Origin of the sequence: Gracilimonas sp., from assembly GCF_031581265.1 — a bacterium.
Lineage (GTDB): Bacteria > Bacteroidota > Rhodothermia > Balneolales > Balneolaceae > Gracilimonas.
Genome location: NZ_JAVLBQ010000043.1, coordinates 1 through 22,260, shown reverse-complemented (window position 1 = coordinate 22,260; position 22,260 = coordinate 1). Strand labels below are relative to the sequence as shown.

Sequence of the window (22,260 nt, the reverse complement as noted above, 5' to 3'; positions counted from 1 at the left end):
CCAGACTTCGCATCCGCTCAGTCCGGCACCTCCCTCCCCGACAAGCGTGTACGGGACAGGCAAGGGAGGACTTTACCGTATTATTTGAATAACTAATTAGTAGTTGTCATCGAATTATCTAACATCTACAAGAGTGACAACTAATACTATTTGTAAATCAAACTCAGTTTTTATAGGGTAACAATTTTGCAGGGAGAGCATAGATGGGCCATCCCTACGGGATTATAGATTTTGTTGAATTTCAGCCCCGGAGTGAACCCCGGGGCTATATTCTTTCGTCCCTACAGCACTGGCACAGTATTAAATAATTGCTGAATACTACAGTGGTAACAGAGCTTCCTGATAGGCAATACCAAACGGAGTTTGGTAATGAGTCATTTAGTTATTGAGTTATTAAAAGCATCATATTGCTCATATTGCTCGGTACGAAAGTTCCTTTCGTAATGCATAACCAGAAGCTCTGCTTCTAATTTCTTACCCTTTAAATAGATTTACTTTGATCACCCCGTCAACAATTGATCTTCCCTGTAAAACTAATTCATTACCTATTCTCACCTTTTTATTTATCTGAATCATAAAGTTCTTTTAGATCAGAAAATGAAATATCCAGTTGATCCATGTATTTAAAAAAGACCGGCAATTTTTCCTGAATAAATTCTTCACGTTTCAAACTTTTCACTTTATCCAAGGCATCCTCTTCAACAAAATACCCCACTCCCCTTTTATTATACAGCACTCCCTCTTCCTGTAGATTTTGGAAAGCCCTGATCGCCGTATTTGGATTGACCTCCATCAGTACCGCTACTTCCCTTACCGATGGAACCCGCTCCCCTTCACTCCATTTCCCACTTAAAATCTGATCGTAGAAATGGGTTTCAATCTGCTTGTAAATTGGTTTATTACCTGAAAATTCCATTAGGCTATTTGTCGGTTTTTAAGTCTTAGGTAAGTGAACCAAATGAAAAACGCTGAGATCAATAAAGTAAATAGAATTCCACTACCAAGGTTCAGAATATCGCCCGATATGAAAGAGAGGACTCCTAAACTAAAGGAATCTTCAAGACCAGGGAAAATAGATTTAAGCCCAAGTATCATTAACGTCGAAGCCAGTAGGAATACGAAAACTGAGACTAGGGTACTTAGAAAATTATTTGCTTTAAAATATACGGCTCCAAAAATAAATATTGCTTGAAGTATGGTATATATCATCAGGTCTGAAAGTCTTTGAGTGGTAAAAATATCGGCAGAATTCATTCCTATAATAATCGAAAACACATATAAGACTATTAATCCGACAAGGGTGTACCCAACATAGGATACCAATATCGCAGAGAGTAGTTTTTCTGATGTTTTAACTGGAAGTGTATAAAACTGCGAAGCCAAGCTTTCTTTATTTAGTTCATCAAACATGGTGCTTGATAATGCAAATCCGGCATAATAAAATATCAGTAAGCCATATGAAAAGATTAACCTATGGGAACTAAAATTATCAGGAACATAAAACAGAACCCAAACTGATAAAGCCACTATAAAGCTTATAATGACCGCAAAACCAATCAGTAACATTCTCTTTTTTAGTTCCACATATCTTTTTGTGAGCTGTAGTACACGTGCCGTGGAAAACTGGTTAATTGTTTTGGTATCCATAATTAATTCTCCTCAAACTGTTGGTTAATATCTTCTGTTCTCTGGATGATACTGTTGAATAAAAGTTCTATATCATACTCACCTATATCCTCCTTATTTGAGGCAACTACCGCATTTATTCCTCCAAGCGTTTCCTCTCCATAGATGTATGGATCGGATGAATCCATATCAATTTTCTGAATAGTTAACCGATTGGAAATCTCTTCTAACGGCTGATTAAAAATGAGGCTTCCATCTTTGAGAACTAAAATATGCTCGATCATAGAACCGACATCTCTAACCTGATGAGTAGAAATCAGAATACAGCGCGAATCGGTATCTAAGGATGAAATAATTCTTCGAAACTGACTTTTCGACGGAATATCCAGGCCGTTTGTAGGTTCGTCGAAAATCAACAATTTTGTTTGTGTGGCTATGGCGAAGGCAATAAAAAACTTCTTACGCTGACCAAAAGATAACTCTGGCAGTTTCTTTGTTTTATCCACCTCAAATTCCAGCAAAATGTCCTCCATTTGCTGATTATTGAATTTGGGATAAAATACTATGTGCAGTTCGATATACTTTTGTCCGGTTACCTTGGGCAAGTCAAATTGTTCGGGCACAATGAATAAGCTATTCATGGCATCAGGTGTACGATCTCTCGTTTCTTCACCATCAACAACACAACTTCCCGAAGCAGGAAACAACATTCCTGCAATGTTATTTAATAGCGTCGTCTTCCCTGCCCCATTTAAACCAAGCAGACCATAAATTTTACCTTTTCGCAGTTCAAGGTTCAGCCCGGATAATACCGGCTCTCCTTTTTTATATGCAAATGTGAGGTCGTTAATTGAAATCATATTCAAATCATTTGTTTAAATTACTGTATTAGTATAGTAATACAGTATGACAATTCCAATAACATTTTTCACCTGACTACAAAACCATGATTAACTATTCCAGAACAACAGCGTCCTAAACGTTTCTCAAACTGCCTAAAAATATCTTTCTTTAAATTGGATAGATTATTAATAATGTACCCTGAAAACCTATTCTAAGCCTAATTAGGGAGATCTTTCACTGCATTCCGCTACGCTGCATTTCGTTCAAGATGACCTGGGATTGGGTATAGTTCGAAGGCGCCTTCGGCGCCTTACCGTGACATCCCCTCTCATATGTCATCCTGACAAGTGAATATAGCGTAGCGGAATGAATGAGGAAGGATCTCTTATATCTTGAATAGATGCTTAAAACGTTTAGGACACTATTGATTCCAGAATAAGAAATGCGACTACCCATTATCCAATAATGAATAACGAATATCGAACCTAAACTCCTTCCTGCCAGACCTTTTCGTTTTTTGTGATGGTGAAGCTCCATACAATTCCCCCCAATGCCATAATTCCCCCATAAACCATAATCAGTGGTTTTACGGTCATCAGTTCAAACTCAAGGATCAGTGAGGCCACTGTTGTAGACATTGAGCTCCCAATAGTAAAAAGCAACCATTCCGTACTAAATGTTCTCCCCCGGAAAGTGTCTTGTGTTCGCTTTTGAAGTAAAACCGTACTTGTAACCCAGTTCGCGCCGGAAGCAGCATGTGCCAGCAGAACAAAGATCAGCATGAGAACCAAATGATTTACAACGCCCACAATCATATACATCAATCCGCAAAAAGTGATGGCCAGCCCCATGACCATAACCCAATCTTTTTCGTCACTGAACAGTCTGCGACCAATAATGGGACCGATTCCCGTCCCAAATCCGCGAGCGGCATACAACAAACCCAAGCCAACACTTCCCATCATTAGTACTTCTTCACTGACTATAATGAGCAGATAGACTAACCCTCCCAAAAATACCGTAGATGTCCCCTTTGCGAGAGATGGCCGTAAAATATGTCGGTTACTAAACAAGTAATCCAGCCCTTCTTTGATGCCTTTAAAGGGATTTCGCGTGCGATATAATTCTTCTTTCGACAATCGAGTTTGAGGGATAGTAGCACGATATACGAACCAAGCTGAAAGTATGTAAGTGAATCCATCTATAATTAGCACCATATCAGTACCCAGCCATTCGGTAGCAAATCCACCGATGGCCATTCCTGTTGTGAAAATAATACTCCAGGTAGCAGTAGAAATAATGTTCGCGTTGGTCAGATTGGCTTCAGATGTAACATTGGGAATAGAGGAAGTCTTAGCCGGTTCAAATACTGCAGAAAGCATCATCTGTATCGCCGTCAGTACATAGGCCAGCCATAGCATAGTAGCCGATTGCACTAAAATAATACCTACAACGGCAACGGCCCGAAAGAGGTCGCACCAGATCATGAGTTTTCTTCGGTTGAAACGGTCGGCAAAGTAACCGGCGATGGGTGAAAAGAATGCCAGGCTCAGCATTTTCACGACGATAATAAGTCCCAGTAAAAACTCAGAATCTGAATATCTGGCAATAATGGCATAAAGGGCCAATAACCCAAACCAATCCCCAAAATTCGACACTGACTGGGCCAGCCAAAGCCGACGAAAATCGTGGTTTTCTTTGATGAGTTTTAAATACGGGCGCAGATTGTTTAGCATAGCTTACAGCTGTCAGCAATCAGCTGTCAGCTTTAAAATGAATCGGTTTTAATTTGGTCTTGGGTTATCGGTGCCGGTTAGTTACTTGACGCCGGAGCTACCAAACCCCCCCTCGCCGCGGTCCGTTTCATCTAACTCATCCACTTCAACAACGGGAAATTGGGAAACGGGCGCCACCACCATTTGGGCAATTCGGTCGCCGTGGTGCACTACAAACTCTTCTTCCCCATGATTGATGGCAATCACCTTCAACTCTCCACGATAATCGGCATCGATGGTACCGGGAGTATTCAACATAGTGATACCGTGCTTTATGGCTAATCCACTGCGGGGACGGATTTGTGCTTCATATCCCTCCGGAAGAGCCATCTGTAAACCGGTTGGAATCATCACCCGTTCTCCGGGATTTATAACCATGGGATTTTCCAAAGCTGCTCTTAGATCCATTCCGGCAGCTGCTACCGACTCATAGTTAGGTAATTTCAGGTCTTTGGCGTGTGGCAATTTTTTGATCAGTATCTTTTTCATAATTCTTCTCGTGTATATTCTATTAATCGAACTTTTACATTTCCCCAAAATACTTTGACACGGGCCTCCAATGGTACTCGCAGATTATCATCCAGATACCAAGCCCGGAAGTTGCCTGAAAATCCAAACGGACCTTCAATATTTTCGGTGCGCCCTGTCATCTCATATGCCATTACCGCATCCTCAAAGGCTTCATAACTGCGTTCTTCTTTTTCTGGTGAATTATCACCATAGATATATCCTTTCTTTTTGGTGACATACACAGGCAGCTTAAACTCTTCATCGGTCCCTGCAAACAGACGGGAAAAGTAAAAAATCAGATGACCGGAAGTAGCAGGGTCTTCCAAATCCAGAGTATCCCGTGTGTTGTCTTCTTCTTTGTAATATACCTTGCCCAAATCCCGGTCGAACCAATATTCAATTTCGCGAGGTTTATCTTCATCCATATTGTCTTTCCAGTATTTTACTTCCACCGGCAAACCCTCCTCATTCACATAGAATAAGCTGTAAAACCGATCCAGTTCGTCACCTACAAAAGGAATCCTGGGATTGGATTCAATTTCTGTGAGTAAGCGTTTGCGTTTCTGATCTTGGTATAAAGAATCACTGAGAAGTACCACATTAACCCATCCCAATTTCAAAAAACCATATTTTACTTCATATCTGAATGTTTCCTTAACCGATAGCAAATTCTCCATATCGGGGGCCGCTTCATCATCAGATGGGAAACTATGCTGTCCCATTACCATTATAGGTATGTTCAGCAATATTGCGATAGTAAAAAGGAAGATATGTTTCATGAAATTGTTATAGAACAAACATTATTCGGTGTCTTCATCAGCTATAAAAGCCTCAAAAGATGCTTCATCATAACCCACCAGTACTGATTCATCTTTAATCAACACAGGGCGCTTAATCATAGTTTGATGTTTCAAAAGCTGCGCAAAAAGATCTTCCTCTGAAAGATCCTTGTTAGCCAAGCCCAGGTCTCTCCACTTTCGTCCCCTTTTATTGAGCAAAACATCCAGGCCCACTTTGAACTCTAATTCTTTAAGTTCTTGGCGGGTAAGCGGGTCCTTCTTTACATCAACGAATTCATACTCAACATCATGCTCCTCCATCCACTTTTTAGTGTCTCTGATCTTATTACAATTTTTAATTCCGACTATATACAGCATCGTAATATTAAGATGAATGTTTTGTATTTTGAGAACTCAAAGATACGGTTTGTTTCTTGAAATTCGAACGCAATGAACCACCACTTCGTGCCCATTATGCCTAAATTTTGTTCCTTCTTTTTTATACTGCTTTGTTCTGCGTTTATAATCCTGAGTTGTACCCGAAATGATGCTCAGCGTGATTTTGAAAAAGAAGCGTACTCGGCTCCCAATAACTTCACAGAAACAACTTCTCAGGGTTCCATTCAGTCTGCCGATGAGGATGACTGGCGCACCTCTCCCCTGTTCCAGGGTTTAATTGAGATTGTTCCTCCTTTTCCAAATCCCGTGCAAACCAATCAGGCCGTTCAGTTTGAAGTGGAAGTGACCGGCGTGCAATCCATCAACGGACTGGAAGTATTGGTGCGACTACCTGATAACAGTTTTCGAAGCTTATACCAATCCTTTCAAACCCTCCAGCCCGGCTTGACGACTTTTCAGATTAATCCCATAGAATTTGCTATCAACGGAAATCCTGAGGGAGCACGTGGGTTGAACCGGGTGTATATTTTCAATGCCTCCTCGCAGATGATTTCTTACGGCGATATTATGGTGGAGTGACTTTTCTGAGTTTTTTTATCTCTTCTACTTTATTAAATCACAAATCGGTCATTCGGTTCATCGGTTATTCACAGTTCATTTGATTTGCGAACGATCGAACGACCGATTTTCGATGGAGGATTTACCCTCTTTACAAAGCTCCGACTTTGTAACGCATTCCGGGAAGCTCTAGCTTCCAGTTAATTTCTGCGACATGGTTTGAATTTTTCTCTTAGTGTACTACTCTTGAGAGCTATTTGTGTTCGTTTTTTCACTCCTCTTGGCTATAGCCGGCTTCTTTGTTCATTTTGGCTTGATCCAAAACGAACCAAAAAATCAAAAAAACAAGAGATGTTTGAGATCCCAAATACTTAGAACTTGATTGCTTACCATCCTTGGTTCCGTTGATAGATGCTTTCCCTGTGTTTTCCTTTCACTTTAGTCTTTTGCCCTCGTTACAAAGCTCCGGCTTTGTAATGCCCACTCGGAAGCTCCAGCTTCCAGTTTTGGTAATCTTAATCACAATCCAGTTATTCAGCCCATCGGTCTGTCACAATTTATATAGAACTCACCGGCTATATTTTTTGCACCTAAATGATTGATTTTTCTTTTTCAAAAGAATTCAGCCATCCCTAAGTGGTTTTATTCGAATAGCTTAAGTGAACGATGATTCGGATAATATTATGTTATTGCCACCATAACGGTGGGTGCTGCGATAAGATGCTTTCATTTCAGAGCTATTTTCTTCAAGTTATTCTTATAATTTATTAGAACAATCTTAAGGGATGTATGACCTAAATGAGGCATTGGTGATTTGCCAATGTTAGTACCCATTAAAGAAACATAAATACATTTTATGGAAAAAGAAGACATTAAATTTACCGCTAAGCATCTAGCTAAAAAACTTAATCTGAGAAATGCAGAATCCGAAGTCGTAAAAAGGCATAATCAACTGAAGAAAATCTATGATGATGATCTACAAAAAGCATTAACTATAGATTCAGCAGTAGTTGAAGGTGAAAACCTGGATGATCCATTTCATTCTAAAGTACTAATGAATGATGAACTAAAATTACCACTTAAAACGGGTCTCCATAGAGCTGTAGGCGGTGATCACGATTACTCAACACCTGGAGACATTTTATCTGCGGCATTGGCTGTTTGTTTAGAGAGCACTTTAAGAATGATTGCAGATAGATTGGAAATTCAATTGAAGCACACAAAAGTATCAGTTGAAGCCACTGTTGATGTCCGGGGAACATTACGTTTTGACAAATCAGTTCCAGTCGGATTTCAAAAAATGAACTTGGAGGTAGAGTTAGGTTCAGACAATGTGGGAGAAAAGGTTTTAAATACTTTATTTGGTGCTGCAGTAAAAAGTTGTGTGGTCTATCAAACCTTAAAACCAGCAATACCAATAACAAAAACCTTGAAGATAGTGTGAACGAACTCAAACTAGTATAAAAATTGCTATTAGCTAACAAGATCCGCCATATAACCCTCACATTAATGCGGATACGTCTCGCCAATTCCTTACCCCTCTTGGTTTTAATACACTTCTTTCGTTAGTTGCTAATTCAACATCAGTCCGTTCGCCGGTTATGCGCTTTGAAAACATTAACAGCTACTCAAGCTCGCGAAGAGATTTATCGATTATTGGACGAAGCGTCTGAAACACAAAAGCCGATTCAAATTACCGGAAAAAGATCTAATACGTATCGGAGATCATTGAGGAAAATCCTTTAGAATATCCTCCCTATAAAAATTGGTTCGCAAATTGGAAGGGGCTTATTCACGAAGAATAAATATCCAGCATCGCTTAGTGTACCAAGTCTACAAAAAAGAGAAAGTTGTTAAAGTAATAGAATGTGGACTCATCACAACTGACCCGGTAGTATAATCGAGTAAACGGCCGTGAGCCATAAGCTCACTGTGCGCCGCTTATTTGCCAAGCGGTTATATTAATTTTGCAGTAGTTATTGCCAATCTATCTTGAAAATGATACTTTAGTATCACTATGAAAACAGAATTAGTTACAACACTTAAACGTCAAGCAACTAAACTTCTCAAAGAGTTACGTGAGGAAAAGGAACCTGTGCTAATTACTGAGCATGGAAAACCTTCCGCATATCTTGTTGATGTGGATCACTTTGAGCACATACAAAAAAAATTATCTCTCCTTGAAGGATTGGCTCGCGGTGAAAAAGCAATTCTTGAAGGCCGTATAGTTCCCCATGCCGAGGCTAAAAAACGCATGGCAAGATGGCTCGAATAATATGGACCGAACCGGCTCTCAATGAGTTAGACGAAATAGCCGACTACATTTCTTTAGATAATCCAATAGCCGCAAAGAAGTTAGTTCGATCTGCATTCGAAAAAACAGAGCGCTTGGCATCCCATCCTAAAAGTGGGAAGCTTGTTGAAGAGTTTGATAACTCTATATACAGAGAAGTAGTTTTATCTCCTTGCCGGATATTTTATCGGCTGGATAATGAGATTGTATACATCGTTCATGTAATCCGTGAAGAACAATTTCTTCATCTTGATATACTTAAATCACGGTAGTGAAATTGGTATAAAATCTTTAAAAAGGATGCGGACCTGCCAATGCCGGCAGACAGGTGGGTTTCGATGGAAATTTGATTTCAAGGAATTAATTTCGCTACTTCAGCTAAATAATAATCCCCGCACCGTTTAAACACCCGGTTGTCAGTCTAACAAATACCCCACCAAAACCGGCAAATGATCTGAAGGGAAATGTCCCTCATTCTGTTCTAAGATGGCTTCGTACGAAAGTACTTCAATTCCCGAGCTTACAAAAATGTAGTCTATTCGCCGATCTAAAGGGTGTTCGGGATCGAATCCATGAAACGTTCCTACAGGTCCTTTTGGCTTTCTTTTCGATATGGTTCGGGTATCATCCATTAACCAGTTTAAATACGTGATGGGGTCGGATTCCGGTTCGGCGTTAAAATCACCCATCAGAATTATGGGGAGTCTGTCTTCGTTATTTTCATCAATAAACTGCCGGATCACTTTTAAAGAATTCAATCTCGATTGTGCTCCAATATGATCCAGGTGTGCGTTAAAAACCCAAAACTCTTTATTTGATTCCCTCTCTTTAAACCGCGCCCAAGTAGTAATCCGCTCCATCGAAGCATCCCAGCCTACCGAAACGGTATCCGGAGTTTCTGACAGCCAGAAGGTATCACTATCTACAACATCCAGCTTGTTGGTTTTATAAAAGATTGCGGTGTATTCGCCGCCTGTGTTGCCATCATCCCAACCTACCCCAACATACTTATAATCGGTCAAGGCACTATCCAGGTACTGCACCTGATGGTGTAATCCTTCCTGAATTCCAAATACATCAGGCTTGGTTTGGATAAGCTGATTCTTTCGATGCTCCCAGCTGTTGATGCCATCGCGCTCGGTGGCATAGCGGATGTTGTAGGTCATGGCTGAAGATTGCCCCTGTTCGGTACAATTAGTTACCGTGACAAGTAGCACGATTAGTAAAAGCAAATATCTCATTTGAACGATTATTGGTTGTATGGTAATCTACTAAATACCGGCTTCAGAGTTTAATGATTTCGGAGTGTTCTGTATCTACTTTTTATGTCGTCAAGCTTTTGGTTTACAAGCTCCTTTACTATAAATTTTAGCTGATTTGATTACCCGTTTAAAGTAAACCAAAATTAACCCATATGGTTTCTAAAGAATTGTTAGAGAATTTTTTTGAGGAGCAGTTTAACGATACTTCTTCCGTGTTTTTGTATAAAGATAAACAACTGCTAAAAAATGAACAGTACCGGGAGTTTGCTGAAGAACAACTTAGAAAGGCCGATAAAATATTTTGGTCGGTATTGTTCTTCTTATTTATTGGTGTTTGGTATGGCACGAATGGACTCATAGAATTCGGCGCCTATCAACAGTGGTTTGATTTAGCTTTGGGGATAGGCTGTTGGACAGCTATGATTTTTGCACTGTTATTAGCATCTAAAGAATATTACACCATTAAAAGCTCTATGAATCTCTTTATCAAACTGCTTGACGAAAAAGAGCAGCAACCTAATTCCTAATATTTACATGAATAATTCACCACCTCAGTCCCCACCAAATGAGCATCGGGGGCATCGCATCGTTATTCGGTTACTGCTGTTGGCGATGGGAGTGGAATGGATTCTATTGCTTTTAGATCAAAGTTGGTTGTCCCTCTTTTTAGTCTCTCTTATCATTGCCACGGTGTTCTCTCCTATCCTTTTCAAGCATAAAATGGAAATGGAGTTGCCGGCTGAATTTCACCTGACTGCCGTCATTTTTATTTTTGCTTCATTTTATTTGGGTGAAGTTCAGGATTTCTATCAACGTTTATGGTGGTGGGATATGGCTCTTCATGGCTCAGCAGGACTTCTAATGGGTATTTTGGGCTTCTTGTTGGTTTATATACTGAATGAAAGCAAGCGCATTGATTTAAATCTTACTCCCGGCTTTATCTCCTTCTTTGCCTTTACATTTGCACTTGCCATTGGCTCAGTTTGGGAAATTTTTGAGTTTGGCATGGATGAGATTTTTGGTACGGTGATGCAAAAGGCCATGTTTAACGATCCCTCGGGTTTAACAGATACCATGTGGGATATCATCGTTAATGCCCTTGGAGCTTTGCTTATCAGTATTTTAGGTTATGGTTATCTCAAACACAGAAGAAGTTTCTTTATCAAAAACTGGATTCGAAAGTTTATAGAGCGAAACCCAAATTGGTTCACTAAATAGTATTCATCTTATTTAAATTGCTGTTTAGCTCTTTTATGATTTAATTCAATGTAAAACTAATTTTATATGATGCAGCTTAAAAGCATAGCAGTTATAGTATTATTAGTTGGTTTATCACCTGCCGAACAAAACAGGTCTATTCAAAATGTATCTGAATTTACGGATGGAAATATAACCGGGCAGGTCGTGCTAACGCCACGAAGTTCGGGAAACCGATTTACGGGCGGAATGTATGGCAGACCAAATCAGAGTACGTCATCAGGTTCCTCTGATGATTCCGTACTGGTGGTATTGACAGGGGCTGAAAATGCTCAACCTAATATTGAGAAATCCCCGGTAATTCTTGATCAAAAAAATCAGCAATTTATACCTTCCTTACTCCCCGTTCGCCAAAATCAGACTGTACGTATCCGAAATTCTGATCCTGTTTACCATAATGTATTTAGCTTGTCGAGTCCCAATAAATTTGACGTGGGGCGACGCCCGAAAGGAGAATACCTCGATGTTTCTTTTGATGAGGCCGGTGTTGTCGATGTTTTCTGTGATATTCACTCCAATATGCATGCCATTATTTATGTAATGCCTGTAAATGCCCTGCAATGGGTGAAAATTAAAAGTGGAGATACTTTTAATTTAGAAGCAGTTCCTGCGGGTAATTACGAAATCAAAATTTTTGCCCTCGGATATGAAGAAAGAACCCACTCGGTCGAAATTCAATCCGGCAAGACTTTCGATATTGGCACCATCACCATGAACAGGTAATAACAGGTCCAATGGTCAAGTTTAAAGACATCAGTTTGCGCTGGAAATTGCTTACCGGCTTTGTTGGCTTGGTTATTGTCATTGTTGTGGCCCTACTGATTAGCGTAAGCCAAATTGTTGAGCAACGTATTCGTCAAGATATTGATACCAATTTTGTGGAAGCCGGACGGGTTTTTGAACGTATTCAGGACATTCGGTATAGGCAGTTGAGGCAAACCGCCATTTTACTGGCTGATATCCCCAGTTTGAAGGCCGCTATTTCAACCGGTGATACCGTTACCGTCACACAAAAGATCCAGGAAGAACTTCTTTATCTGCTCGATTTTGATCCGGTGATACCGGATACGTTAATCCCGCAGGAGTATTATACCAATCGTGACTCTGCAGGTTTACTTCTTATAGCAGATTCGGAAGGAAAGCCACTTGGGCAACTTTCAAGTAACAGGTTACCTGAGTATTCTATCGCTGAACGACCCGGGGTAAGAAACGCTCTTGACGGTAATATGCCTTCTCAAACGTATATTTGGAGAGAAGGTAACCGATATTTCAATGTCATTACCATTCCAATATGGACTGGGTACAATTTAGCCGGCACCCTCTCCTATGGGCTTCCCATCCGTCAGCTGGAAGCAGAACAATTATCCCGCGATATAGGGCTCGAAGTGTTGTTTTTTGTGGATAGCAAACTATTAGCTCATTCTTTTGAAGACCTAGCCCCTGATGATGAAAATCAGCTTGCTGCAAATATTAGCAGAGATACATTTGAAGTACTCCAGGCACGTGAAGCTGAAACTTCCGAGATAATGTTGGGTGATGAGCGTTGGCTCACTTATTTGGCCCCCATGTTTAATGTAGAAGATGATGTTGAAGACATCCGTGGCTATTATGCCGTTGCTAAATCTCTGACTGATGCCCTTGTCCCCCTCCAAAACTTACAGCTCATTATTTTTGGGATTGGCTTGTTATCTATTTTGGCTTCTATCCTAATCAGTATCTGGCTCACCCACCGAATAACCAAACCTATCGATCAACTGTTAGCGGGCGTTCATCGTGTGGAAAAAGAAAACTTCGATCAAGAAGTACCTGTTTCCAGTAACGATGAAATTGGCCAACTTACGGTGGCATTTAATAACTTGGTTGAAGGATTACAGGAACGGCTATTAATGCTCAAATTTGTTTCCGAAGCTACCCTGGATGCTATAAAAAAGAATTTATCCCGTATTGAACCAGGAGGTGAACGCAGAGACATCACCGTGTTTTTCTCTGATATTCGTGGTTTTACTTACTGGAGTGAACAGCATACTCCGGAGGAAGTCATTGAAATGCTTAATAAGTTACTGAGTTTTCAGGCTGAACTTGTAAAAGAGTTTGGAGGAGATGTCGACAAATTTGTAGGAGATGAACTGGTAGCTGTTTTTAGAGGAGAAGATAAAGATCAAAAGGCGGTAAACGCGGCCATCAGCATACAACAGAAATTAACTTCTATGCTCAGCAGTGAAGAAGGTGAACTCGCTGTTGGTATTGGCATTAACAGTGGTGAAGCAGTAATGGGTGCTATGGGGAGTAAAAACCGCATGGATTACACCGTGCTTGGAAATACGGTAAACCTTGGTGCACGTTTATGTTCTGCTGCACAGAAACATCAAATTCTGATTTCAAATCCCGTTTTTCTGAACCTTGAGCGCAAAATTAAAGTGAATGAGCTGGAGGAAATCCAGGTGAAAGGAATTAAAAACCCTGTACCTATTTACGAGGTTAACTGGAATGAACAATCTGTATCCACTAAAGAAAATGAGGTGCTCTATGAAGATTCATAAGCTGTTCTTTCTAATTTTTGCAAGTACTCTTTGCCTCGGAACTCCTCAAAAAACTCTTGGGCAAATTCAAATTGGTGGCTTAGCTGACTTTGAACTCCGAATGGGAGAAGAAGATTCATCTCCTTATGTCAATGAAACCCCGACTGATGGATTATCACTTTATACTCCTTATGTTCGGCTTTTCATAAATAGTGGTATTTCTGAAAAATGGTTTGTCAATTCTGTCCTTCAGGCAGATTATTACAACAGCAAATCACTAAATAATCCTTTTTTCTCCGTTCTAAACCTTAATTATACCCCTGATGCTGAGTCCAACCTGACCTTCACTGCAGGAAGATTTGTCACGCCTTATGGTACGTATTCAAAGCGTATCCTTTCCTCTCAAAATCCTTTTGTACACCTACCGCTAACCCACGCATCCGGGCTTCCCGTCAGCAAAAGGTTAGGATTTTTGTCTTACGAGTATTCTGATTCGCAAATACCACGAGAGGCTTACCCGGAAGGTGACACCGGACTAACCATGGTATATCAGCGAATGTACACCCAGGGATTGAAAGTTTCAGGGACTGTGGGAGAAGATCAATGGCTCAACTATAATATCGCAGCAACCCTCGCCCCTGCTTCAAGTCATTTCGAATATGCTGAGTATGATACACCTGCTATTATTGGAAGAGTCATACTAAGGCCGGCTGTTTGGGCTGAGTTAGGGGTGTCCTACAGTTCAGGTGCTTTTATGAAAGAGGACAGCGCTTATGATTCTTTACAGGCAAACGACCTTTCATCCTATGATCAAAACCTATTTGGTGCCGATCTTACGTTTTCATACCGCTACTATACGTTGATTTTTGAGTATAATCACAGCACTTGGGAAGCTCCTTTATATAATGAAAATGAAAGTCTTCCTTCCGCTGAAGCCAGTGTAAGCCATTTTTCAAGCGAGTTCATTGTTGATTTTCCTTTCTTGGTGGGCGGTTATGCCGGCCTCAGGTATGAGCAACTAAATTCCGGGAATATATCAACGTATCAGCAGTGGACCTATGACAGGGAGCGAATAGAAATAGTATACGGCCACAAATTGGATCGAAACGTTACACTGAAAACTTCTTATTTAATTTCAAATGATGATGGGCCAGGCTTGAAGGATAATGTATTCGCTTTACAGCTTAGTGTATTGTTCTAAGCTTTATCTCTTGATGGATTCAAACCTCTTTTCAAACTGGAAGTACCCTCCACAATAATATCACAGCTAATACAATAGTGACCATCATATAATCGCTATTTTTCTTTTTCTGCTGTCCTTTCTTTTTTGCTGTTTGAATCCAACTCACCACAGATATTATCAATAAAACGAACAGTACTATATTTCCTAACATGACTTTTTCTCTTTATCTAATACATGGATTATTTAGTAAAATAAACAACGCCACCTTCTTTATTACCGGAAAGAAATTCTGCAATCCCGTCTCCATCTAAATCAACGAAATGAGGAGCTGAGAACTGTGTTACCTGTATGGCAATAGGTACTTCCTGGGCCTCAAATTCAGGATTTTGGGCTGTACCCACATTCCTGAAAAATAAAATCCCCTCAACTTTAGAACCCAGAAACAGATCAAGATCTCCGTCTCCGTCAACATCATGAAGCGCCGGAGAACTACGATGGGTAGTTTCTACATTTGCAAAAGCACCTTCAACCAATTGCGGATCAAAATTTGTTGCTGATCCCTCATTACGATAATATTCTATACTTCCACCTGATGAACCCAATATAAGATCTAAATCGCCATCACCATCTAAATCACCCAGTTCCGGAACTGCATTGCTGCCTCGTCCCAGCTCAACTATATCTTCCTGAACCAATTCATATTCACCGGCTGAAATTTCATAATAATCCACTTCGCCGCTCCACTTGCCAAGTAGCAGTTCATCCTGACCATCCCCATCCAAATCCCCGAAAACAGGTGCGTAGTGATAGGTTTGAGGAAGATCTAAGGTGCCCGTTAAATAAAACTCAGGGTTCGTAGCCGTTCCCCTGTTTTCATATTGATACACAATAGAGGTATTTCGATCACCGGGATCAATTTTGTTAGCAGTCAACAAATCAAGATCACCATCGCCATCAATGTCACCGGTTGCCGGAATCGTTTCATTACCCAGGTCAATGGTTTTCAAAAATTGTTTGGTTTGAAGTTCAAAGTCACCATTGGCTTGCTGCTCATAAAAGTAGAAATTTTCTCCAAGAGTCCGGTTTGCATTGTAAGCTCCTCCTAATACACCAAGGAAAAGATCGATGTCCCCATCATTTCCCCAATCGGTAAGTGTTGGTGCATTGTAGCCACTGGATTGAACGGGATCATTTGGAGGAAAAGGTTTTGGTTCGTTGCTGAAATCAGGACTGGTCGGATCCCCTTCATTCTCTAACAATAAAATGCTGGGTTCAAAAAAATCACCCCAAAATATATCCTGATCTCCATCCCCGTCAATATCCATGAATGCCATAGTGTTGGCCCCATGCATGGTTCCAAACTGCTTCACAATCTCGATATTTTCAAATCGCTCAGTAACTAACTCAAACTGGGGAATGTCATTTTCATCTCGACCTATAGATTCATATCTGGTCAATGTTCCATCAAGCCGGCCTATAAAAAGGTCTAACTTCCCGTCACTGTCAATATCGGTAACATTTGGGATATTCTGTCGGTCGGAGAATATGGCTTCCCCGTTTACATTTTTAAGTGAATCGGCAGCCAAAACAAATTCCGGTTCTTTAGCTGTACCTTCATTCTTGTAGTAGCGAATGTAGCTGTATGGTTGTTCAGTAAGGAGATCCAAATCTCCGTCTTGATCCATATCTACAAAACGAAACCATTCCCCGATATCTAAATTTTCAAACTTGTTGGTTTTCCATTCCAGCGGAAATTGTTTTCCATCCCCATCATATTCAAAAAACTTTAAATCGTCTGTATTTTCCTGAACAAAAAGGTCCGAATCTCCGTCTCTGTCAATATCTACAAACTGAGGTCTGGGTGCATTGAAGCCACCCAAAAATGGAAAAGGAATTGGCTCACCTTCCATATCATATACCGGAAATGGATCGACTACTTGTTGGTATTGATCTGAGCTGTTTTCTGAACTGTTTAAAGTGGAATCGGATGTGGCACATCCGTTATATATTAGTAGTGATGCTGTTAATACAAACAGGAAGCTAAAATTATCTGATTTCATCAAGCCTTAAATATTTTTTGATCAGTATGCATTGGTTCCAATTCCGGTAGCATTCTTACCCACTTCAATAACTTTTTCGATGCTTCGGGTTTCTGTATTTATGACTACAACTGTACCCCTAAGGTTTTGAATATCATCTATACCTTCTGGATTATAACTGCCATTCAGGTTGTTGTTTGAGATAAAGAGATATTTTCCATCCTTCGAAAGTGCACTTCCATGTGGCTGAGCTAATCCCTCACCTTCGATGGTCTCTTCCAACATCTTGCTTTCCATATTTACAACAGCAATCGAATTATCTTGCTTATTGCCGAAGTACAAGTACTCTCCATCCGGTGAAAAAACGGGATGCCACGGCTGAGATCCTACTAAAAGTTCACCCGTTAATTCCGGGTTCAATGGATCTGAGATATCGAAAAACAGTAGCTGCCCTGTAATTTGGCCTGTTGCAATCATGGTGTTGCCATCAGGAGTAACTGCAAAATTTACGAATACGTGGTTATTTCCAGGTAATGAGGTTAGATTCGATTCTTCTTCTGCAGGATTAATTGACAGAATTTGATTTTCGGATAAGCTACCCACAAAAGTCCAATCCCCATCAGGGGTAGTCGTAAGTGCGTGTGGTCGGGTAAAAAACAAATCTATTTCTTCAAGAACGTTCATATCAGAACGGTCAACAATTCCAAAACTTTGCGGGGGATTTACAGCGCTCATGGATCTTCCAACATAGAGATAGTCTTCTTTAGGGTGCATAGCTAATAATCCGGGGACTTCAAGTACAGCTTCATCCACCAGTTCATTTTGTCGGTTGAACTTGAGCACCCTATTTTCCCCGATTAGTGTTACGTACCAAAACGAACCATCCGATTCAGCTACGGTGTGATGCGGCTTTGCATTTGCTGAAAAACCAAATTCTTGCAGATCTACCGTTTCTACAATTTCATGAGTCGCTGCATTAATTACCGCAACACTCGCTGAACCCTGATTACACACATATATATATTGGTCCAAAACCTCAGACTGTGCGAATAGCTTTCCGGCAAAACTTAGCGAAAGGAAGATAGTTAGGGTAGCAATCAGAAAACTTGTAATAAGATTTTTCATAGTATCTTGATCTCTTATATGAATAAAAATGGCAACTTCAGGTTTTTCCATTCAGATAACCCAAAGTTGCCAAAATTATTTTTTGGTGTTTCTTAGTCTTCTCTATTGGTATCAAGAATGAAAAGACCTTCACTGGAGCTGGTCATAAGTACGATATCATCGAAATATGGGTAATTACTCCAGGTTCCGGAAAATCCTGCTTCATCCTCTACGAATGGATAAGTATCAAAAAATCCAACACGCTCCGGCTCTTCAGGATTCGAAATATCAAGTACCTGCAAACCACTTACATAATTGGACTGATACATGGTATTTTCTTCGATGTACAAGTTGTGGTCTGAAGCGGGATTATCTAAGAAGAATTCGGTTACAAACTGGGGATCATCTAAGTCACTTACATCCCAAATAATGGTTCGTGTTTGGTCCACATTACCTGAAAGTTCATCCAGCTCATCATTTTGGTAGAAGTACCGCTGATCTTCGGTCAACCAACCTTGGTGTACATATGCATGATCAGGATATGAAGCAGTTGAAAGTGCAACCGGGTTTTCCTTATCGGTTACATCCGCAATACTTACCGCTGTCTCATTCGCACCAAAGCAAATTTCGCTGCCACTGTGCTCCTCATCCTGACCTTCATAGATAACACACTGTGCATCGTGAGAATAACCGGTTCCCGCTCTACCTGTAGATGGATCAGAGAAACATCCTTCAAAGGTTGGGTTCTGAGGATCCTGAATATTAATCATATGTAATCCACCACCACAAGTTTGACCTCCGCCACTGCTGCCAACAGCAAAAGCATAGCCGGTTTCTTCATTTATCACAATATTGTGAGCACTGTTAAAGCCTCTGTAGATAAGTGTTTCCTCAAATAAAATAGGTTCACCGTCAAATTCACGAAGCTCCGTCAGATCTAACACCTGCATTCCATGTTCTCCGGCATAATCCGCCACAATGTAGGCATGATTTTTATACACCTTGATATCTCTCCATGTACTTGGCTGACCTGTTTCCGTGAGAGGAAGATTACCGATATAAACCGGACTTAACGGATCGGTAACGTCTACAAATGAGGTTCCTTCGTTTCTACCTACTATCGCATAGTTTTTACCGGTCTGTTTGTCTGTCCAGCCCCACATGTCATTCAACCGAACACCTCGGTCTCCACCAATATCACGGATAGGAAGAAATGAGATTAAATCAACGTTATTGCAGGTAAATACATCGGCATTCCCATCCATGCAATTAACTTTGTTACCGGTAATAGGATCAAGAACAGCTCCACCCTCGCCAATAACAACTTCACTGGTTGTCCAGGTACCGGACATGTCTCTTTCCATAATAGAAGCAGAACCTAATCCACTATCAGTTCCTGTTAAACCAATAACAGCAACTTCACCTTCTACCGCCATTGTACCGGCAAACATTCTTCCGTCTTCCTGGTCTGACATCATTTTAGTTGAACCGGTCCAATTTCCATTCTTGTCTTGCTGAAATTGATAGATGGCCCCTCTACCGCCATCAACATAAGGGGCTCCTACCCAAACTTCAGAGTCTACAAAGGTGATGCTTCCACCAAACACGTACCGCATCTGGCTGTCGAAAGGAACCAGTCGGCCACTTTCACCCCACTCACCCGAATCTTCATCTTTATCAAAAACTATTACCGCACCGGATGCAGAATTGTATCCGGGAGCACCTACAAATATTTGTCCCTCTCTTACATTGACAGCAGCTCCAAATTGACTTCTCTCATCCACTTGGCGGCTATTAAGTGTTTCCTCTAAAGTCCATTCATTGTTATTTGCACTGTACACATAAGCACTGCCGCCTTCACGCTGAGGAGCACCTACAACTAAACTCATTCCGTTTGCGGCTATTGCAGAACCGAAATTAGCTCCGGCCGTATCAGGGTTGGCGATTGTTTGCTTCAAATTCCAACTGCCATTGTTATTTTCAAATACTATGACAGCTCCCATTCCCTCATTGTGAGAAGGTGCACCTACAATGGCCTGGTTACCATGAAGAACAACACTAGATCCAAAACCGGATTCCATTGCATCTGTGATAAGCTTATCTGTCTCCATCCAGTTGCCGGAACTATTCCCCTGAAACACATATACGGCTCCATTATCATCATTGGCATTTGGAGATCCTACTAAAACCCAATTTCCATCAGCAGAAATGGATGAACCAAATCCCTCTCCGATACTTCCATCAGAAGCCATCAGTTGAGCCTGATTGCTCCATTCAGTTCCATCATCGGAAAAAACATAAACAGCACCGGGCTGATGGACATTTGCGGGTTCCCCAATAAAAATATTTCCCTGTGAAATATCTACAGCACGGGCAAAACCTCGGATAGCTTCAGTTTCACCATCAGCGGTAGTTTGTGAATTTGCCGTATAGTAAAACGGCGAAATGATTAGTAATAAAATTAAAAACGATAGTCGTCTCATAGTGTCATTATTTGTTGAAAATGAATTTTAATATAAATCAGATAAGAATATAGTACGACGATCGGAAAAAACAAGAATAGAATCCCTATAAAATTCTATTCTTTCTTTAAAAGATTTAAAATTGAGCTGAATTCAGTCAAATTTGGATTTATATAGTACCCAAGCTGACACGCCTACCAATGTTGCCGCCCCTCCCAGTATCAAAGCAAGATTTAAATCTCGCTGTATTCGTTCGGCTTTTGAAAGATAATTGGAGCCTACACCCTTTTTAGCAATCAAACGTTCTAACTCTTCAATTTTGTTTTCCAGTTCCTTACGTGATTTCTCTTTTAACTCCATGATGGTGTTTTTGTATTCATCTTCATTTGATATATGTAACATACTGAATGGCGCTATTGTTTCATTATGGACATTCATTTACAAATAAGCATTTCAATTCGCTTGAAGAGATGCTATATTCCCAACCCCAAATTTGAACCTCAAAATTATCAAGAATGAGCGTATTAGTTGGAAATGATACCCGCCTGATTGTACAGGGCTTTACCGGAAGCGAAGGCAGCTTCCACGCCGAACAAATGATGGAGTATGGTACCAATGTAGTTGGTGGCGTTACCCCCGGAAAAGGCGGACAAACCCATTTAGACCGACCTGTTTTTAACACGGTTGCTGAAGCAGTTCAAGAAGTTGATGCTAACACTTCCGTAATTTTCGTACCCCCCGCTTTTGCCGGTGATGCCATCACCGAAGCAGCTTTTGCCGGAATCAAAGTTATTATTTGTATCACAGAAGGCATTCCTGTCAAAGACATGGTTGTGGCCAAGCAGATTGTAAAAAGTCATGGTGCTACTTTAGTTGGCCCAAATTGCCCCGGTGTTATTACACCCGGTGAAGCTAAAGTTGGTATTATGCCGGGAAGTATTTTCAGCAAAGGTAACGTTGGCCTCATTTCCCGTTCCGGTACGCTCACTTATGAGGCTGTTGATCAACTTACTAAAGAAGGATTGGGGCAAAGTACAGCCATCGGTATTGGCGGCGACCCTGTGATTGGTACTACCCACCTCGATGCCGTTAAGCTATTGAATGATGATCCTGATACAGAATCCATTGTATTGATTGGTGAAATCGGTGGCACTGCTGAAGAAGAAGCCGGTGAGTGGATCAAAGAAAATTGCAACAAACCTGTTGTAGCATTTATCGCAGGTTCAACGGCTCCTCCCGGACGACGTATGGGGCATGCAGGCGCCATTATTTCCGGTGGAAAAGGTACTGCCCAAGAAAAGAAAAAGGCGCTTGCCGCAGCAGGAATCACTGTTGTTGACAGTCCTGCTGAAATTGGAGTTACCTTAAAGAAAATGTTGGAAACAGCTTAAACTGTTTCTTCAAAGTTAGAAATTCAAAGCCTCTGCCCTGTTGGGTTGAGGCTTTTTTATTATGATTTCCAACCCCTCTTCAACAGTAGCCTGTCAAGGTCTTTACGCTTCAGCCTAAACGAATGTGCTATTGAACAGATAAATTAGCGCTTATAAATATTCCTGAACCGGAACCAGCTCCATCTGCGGATGTTGTTCAATAAAACGATGGAAAAAGTAGGAATGCCCGCTTCCATATATAATTAAGACACGATCACCGG

At 40.8% G+C, this 22,260-nt stretch carries 23 protein-coding genes and 1 pseudogene; 11 read left to right on the top strand and 13 right to left on the bottom strand.

The genetic code is table 11. The features are described 5' to 3' along the window. Positions 1-559: 559 nt before the first annotated feature. The 7 genes from RI561_RS12535 to RI561_RS12505 all read right to left on the bottom strand — a co-directional run bounded on the left by RI561_RS12535 (position 560) and on the right by RI561_RS12505 (position 5,911). Entirely contained in the window at positions 560-916 is a 357-nt protein-coding gene (locus RI561_RS12535) for a GntR family transcriptional regulator (protein ID WP_395080587.1), read from the bottom strand. Further along, on the bottom strand, positions 916-1,647 hold the full coding sequence (locus tag RI561_RS12530; RefSeq protein WP_395080586.1) for a hypothetical protein: 732 nt from the start codon (positions 1,645-1,647) through the stop codon (positions 916-918). The genes RI561_RS12535 and RI561_RS12530 overlap by 1 nt, the downstream gene beginning before the upstream one ends. Before the next feature lie 2 nt (positions 1,648-1,649). Then, positions 1,650-2,486, bottom strand: a complete 837-nt coding sequence (locus RI561_RS12525; protein ID WP_395080585.1) for an ATP-binding cassette domain-containing protein — start codon at positions 2,484-2,486, stop codon at positions 1,650-1,652. A 468-nt stretch (positions 2,487-2,954) separates the two neighbouring features. Next, positions 2,955-4,205: an MFS transporter gene (locus tag RI561_RS12520; RefSeq protein WP_395080584.1), complete on the bottom strand. Its 1,251-nt coding sequence runs from the start codon at positions 4,203-4,205 to the stop codon at positions 2,955-2,957. An 81-nt stretch (positions 4,206-4,286) separates the two neighbouring features. Continuing rightward, complete coding sequence (gene dut / locus RI561_RS12515) at positions 4,287-4,733, bottom strand: dUTP diphosphatase (protein ID WP_395080583.1); 447 nt, start codon at positions 4,731-4,733, stop codon at positions 4,287-4,289. Continuing rightward, on the bottom strand, positions 4,730-5,533 hold the full coding sequence (locus RI561_RS12510) for a DUF3108 domain-containing protein (RefSeq protein ID WP_395080582.1): 804 nt from the start codon (positions 5,531-5,533) through the stop codon (positions 4,730-4,732). The genes dut and RI561_RS12510 overlap by 4 nt, the downstream gene beginning before the upstream one ends. Positions 5,534-5,554: 21 nt before the next feature. Beyond that, positions 5,555-5,911, bottom strand: coding sequence for an arsenate reductase family protein (locus RI561_RS12505; protein WP_395080581.1), 357 nt, complete (start codon positions 5,909-5,911; stop codon positions 5,555-5,557). A gap of 96 nt (positions 5,912-6,007) precedes the next feature. Here RI561_RS12505 and RI561_RS12500 point away from each other — a divergent pair, with 96 nt between their 5' ends. From RI561_RS12500 to RI561_RS12480, 5 genes and pseudogenes are all read left to right on the top strand, one after another. Then, complete coding sequence (locus tag RI561_RS12500; RefSeq protein ID WP_395080580.1) at positions 6,008-6,511, top strand: hypothetical protein; 504 nt, start codon at positions 6,008-6,010, stop codon at positions 6,509-6,511. A gap of 835 nt (positions 6,512-7,346) precedes the next feature. Next, the gene (locus RI561_RS12495; RefSeq protein ID WP_395080579.1) at positions 7,347-7,934 is read left to right on the top strand and encodes an OsmC family protein; all 588 of its coding nucleotides are present in this window, start codon (positions 7,347-7,349) and stop codon (positions 7,932-7,934) included. 301 nt (positions 7,935-8,235) lie between these two features. Continuing rightward, a pseudogene (locus tag RI561_RS12490) lies at positions 8,236-8,377 on the top strand (Txe/YoeB family addiction module toxin); the annotation flags it as partial. A gap of 130 nt (positions 8,378-8,507) precedes the next feature. Continuing rightward, a complete protein-coding gene (locus RI561_RS12485) occupies positions 8,508-8,765 on the top strand; it encodes a type II toxin-antitoxin system Phd/YefM family antitoxin (protein ID WP_255134157.1) in 258 nt (85 codons plus the stop codon). Then, positions 8,753-9,055: a type II toxin-antitoxin system RelE/ParE family toxin gene (locus RI561_RS12480; RefSeq protein ID WP_395080578.1), complete on the top strand. Its 303-nt coding sequence runs from the start codon at positions 8,753-8,755 to the stop codon at positions 9,053-9,055. The genes RI561_RS12485 and RI561_RS12480 overlap by 13 nt, the downstream gene beginning before the upstream one ends. Before the next feature lie 144 nt (positions 9,056-9,199). Here RI561_RS12480 and RI561_RS12475 read toward each other — a convergent pair whose 3' ends face one another. Continuing rightward, entirely contained in the window at positions 9,200-10,024 is an 825-nt protein-coding gene (locus RI561_RS12475) for an endonuclease/exonuclease/phosphatase family protein (protein WP_395080577.1), read from the bottom strand. A gap of 173 nt (positions 10,025-10,197) precedes the next feature. Here RI561_RS12475 and RI561_RS12470 point away from each other — a divergent pair, with 173 nt between their 5' ends. The 5 genes from RI561_RS12470 to RI561_RS12450 all read left to right on the top strand — a co-directional run bounded on the left by RI561_RS12470 (position 10,198) and on the right by RI561_RS12450 (position 15,022). Continuing rightward, the gene (locus tag RI561_RS12470) at positions 10,198-10,572 is read left to right on the top strand and encodes a hypothetical protein (protein ID WP_395080576.1); all 375 of its coding nucleotides are present in this window, start codon (positions 10,198-10,200) and stop codon (positions 10,570-10,572) included. Positions 10,573-10,579: 7 nt separating this feature from the next. Continuing rightward, positions 10,580-11,263 (top strand): hypothetical protein, encoded by a 684-nt coding sequence (locus tag RI561_RS12465; protein WP_395080575.1) that lies wholly within the window; start codon positions 10,580-10,582, stop codon positions 11,261-11,263. A 66-nt stretch (positions 11,264-11,329) separates the two neighbouring features. Next, positions 11,330-12,025, top strand: coding sequence for a hypothetical protein (locus RI561_RS12460; protein WP_395080574.1), 696 nt, complete (start codon positions 11,330-11,332; stop codon positions 12,023-12,025). A gap of 11 nt (positions 12,026-12,036) precedes the next feature. Further along, positions 12,037-13,842, top strand: coding sequence for an adenylate/guanylate cyclase domain-containing protein (locus RI561_RS12455; RefSeq protein ID WP_395080573.1), 1,806 nt, complete (start codon positions 12,037-12,039; stop codon positions 13,840-13,842). Next, the gene (locus tag RI561_RS12450) at positions 13,829-15,022 is read left to right on the top strand and encodes a hypothetical protein (protein ID WP_395080572.1); all 1,194 of its coding nucleotides are present in this window, start codon (positions 13,829-13,831) and stop codon (positions 15,020-15,022) included. Before RI561_RS12455 ends, RI561_RS12450 begins: the two co-directional genes overlap by 14 nt. Positions 15,023-15,243: 221 nt before the next feature. Here RI561_RS12450 and RI561_RS12445 read toward each other — a convergent pair whose 3' ends face one another. The 4 genes from RI561_RS12445 to RI561_RS12430 form a co-directional block, all read right to left on the bottom strand. After that, positions 15,244-17,064: an FG-GAP repeat domain-containing protein gene (locus RI561_RS12445; protein ID WP_395080571.1), complete on the bottom strand. Its 1,821-nt coding sequence runs from the start codon at positions 17,062-17,064 to the stop codon at positions 15,244-15,246. Positions 17,065-17,085: 21 nt separating this feature from the next. Beyond that, the gene (locus tag RI561_RS12440) at positions 17,086-18,219 is read right to left on the bottom strand and encodes a YncE family protein (RefSeq protein ID WP_395080570.1); all 1,134 of its coding nucleotides are present in this window, start codon (positions 18,217-18,219) and stop codon (positions 17,086-17,088) included. A gap of 41 nt (positions 18,220-18,260) precedes the next feature. Next, the gene (locus RI561_RS12435; RefSeq protein ID WP_395080569.1) at positions 18,261-20,630 is read right to left on the bottom strand and encodes a choice-of-anchor B family protein; all 2,370 of its coding nucleotides are present in this window, start codon (positions 20,628-20,630) and stop codon (positions 18,261-18,263) included. Between the two features lie 132 nt (positions 20,631-20,762). Continuing rightward, positions 20,763-21,011, bottom strand: a complete 249-nt coding sequence (locus tag RI561_RS12430) for a hypothetical protein (RefSeq protein WP_395080568.1) — start codon at positions 21,009-21,011, stop codon at positions 20,763-20,765. A 113-nt stretch (positions 21,012-21,124) separates the two neighbouring features. Here RI561_RS12430 and sucD point away from each other — a divergent pair, with 113 nt between their 5' ends. Further along, positions 21,125-22,000, top strand: a complete 876-nt coding sequence (sucD, locus tag RI561_RS12425; protein ID WP_395080567.1) for a succinate--CoA ligase subunit alpha — start codon at positions 21,125-21,127, stop codon at positions 21,998-22,000. Between the two features lie 150 nt (positions 22,001-22,150). Here the strand turns inward: sucD and RI561_RS12420 are convergent, their stop codons facing one another. After that, a complete protein-coding gene (locus RI561_RS12420; protein WP_395080588.1) occupies positions 22,151-22,243 on the bottom strand; it encodes a DUF5694 domain-containing protein in 93 nt (30 codons plus the stop codon). Positions 22,244-22,260: the final 17 nt, after the last annotated feature.